Source organism: Rhodopseudomonas sp. BR0C11 (genome assembly GCF_010820945.1).
In the GTDB taxonomy this organism is placed as follows: domain Bacteria; phylum Pseudomonadota; class Alphaproteobacteria; order Rhizobiales; family Xanthobacteraceae; genus Rhodopseudomonas; species Rhodopseudomonas palustris_H.
In genome coordinates this window covers 1-1,697 of sequence record NZ_QTKI01000641.1, presented here as the reverse complement: position 1 = coordinate 1,697, position 1,697 = coordinate 1, and the positions used below count along the sequence as shown (strand labels likewise).

1 protein-coding gene is annotated in these 1,697 nt (G+C 65.7%); it reads right to left on the bottom strand.

The features are described 5' to 3' along the window. Positions 1-1,697 (bottom strand): purine-cytosine permease family protein (locus tag DYI24_RS26125; protein WP_502706381.1); only part of this gene is annotated, 1,697 nt, incomplete at both ends.

Genomic DNA, 1,697 nt, shown 5'->3' with positions numbered 1-1,697 from the left:
CGTCGATCTCCTGCATCAGCAGCTGGGTCTGCCGCCGCGTCTCGGCCTCGGCCGCCTGTCGGCTCAGCCGCGCCAGCACGAACAGCCAGCTCACCACGCCGACGATGATGGTGAGCGCGAAGAACAGCTTCCACAGAATCTCGGCGAGCTCGATCTGCTGCGTTTCGTTGGCGGTCGCGACCTGTAGATAGATCAGAAACAGCGACAGCCCGATCAGCCCGACCGAGACCGCGAACACGGTCAGATAGTGTCCGACCTGCGAGTTCAGCAGCGCGTAGGCCCGCTGCGGCAGCATCTTGCCGAGCGCATCGGTGAACTGCGCGTCGATCCGCGCGTGCGGCTTGCACAGGTCGTGGCAGCGGGCATCGAGCGAGCAGCACAGCGAGCAGATCGGTCCCGCATAGGCCGGGCAGGAGGCCATATCTTCGGCTTCGAACGAGTGCTCGCAGATACAGCACTTGATCGACTCGACGCCCTGCCAGGCCCGCTTCGGCTTGCGCGCGATGTAGAACCGGCCACCCGTGGCGAAGGCGATCATGGGCGCGGTGACGAACGCCACCACCAGCGCCACGAACGGTGCCAGCGCCTTCGCGGTCGGCCCGAACACGCCATAGAACGCGCTGATCGACACCACCGTCGCGATCGTCATCGAGCCGACGCCGACCGGATTGATGTCATAGAGGTGCGCGCGCTTGAACTCCATGTGCTTCGGCCGCAGTCCGAGCGGCCGGTTAACGACCAGATCGGACACTAGGGCGCCGACCCAGGCGATCGCGACGTTGGAGTAGAGCGCGAGCGTGTGCTCCAGCGCTTTATAGACGCCGATCTCCATCAAGAGCAGCGCCACCAGCACGTTGAACACCAGCCAGACGACGCGGCCGGGATGGCTGTGGGTCAGCCGCGAGAAGAAGTTCGACCAGGCGATCGAGCCCGCATAGGCGTTGGTGACGTTGATCTTGATCTGCGACAGGATCACGAACGCGCCGGTCAGAGCCAGCACCAGGCCGGGCTGCTCCAGCACAGTGCGGAACGCCTCGAGATACATGTGCGCCGGCTCGGCTGCCTGATCCGGCGGTGCGCCGCGGCTGAGGGCGAAATAGGCCAGGAACGATCCGGCCAGCAGCTTCAGCGCGCCGGGCACGATCCAGCCCGGGCCGGCGCTGATCATTGCCACCCACCAGGCCCCCCGCGAAGCGCGGCGATCGCGGGGCAGGAAGCGCAGGAAGTCGACCTGCTCGCCGATCTGCGCCACCAGCGCGAACACCACCGAAGCCGCGGTGCCGAACAGCAGCAGATCGAGTTTGCCATCCGGGCTGCCTTGCTCGCCGGCAAAGCGTGTCCAGGCGGCGAACGACTCCGGGCTCTTCACTGCGATCGCGACGAACGGGAGGATGTGCAGCAGAATCCAGAACGGCTGGGTCCAAAGCTGGAACCGGCTGATCAGCGTGATGCCATAGGTCACCACCGGGATGATCACCACCGCGCTGAAGAAGTAGCCGATCGGCAGCGGCAGGCCGAAGCACAGTTCCAGCGCGTTGGCGAGGATCACCGCCTCGATCGCGAAGAACAGGAAGGTGAACGAGGCATAGATCAGCGACGTGACCGTCGAGCCGATGTAGCCGAAGCCGGCGCCTCGGGTCAGCAGGTCGATATCGACGCCGCCTTTGGCCGCGTGGTACGCGATCGGCAGGCCGCAG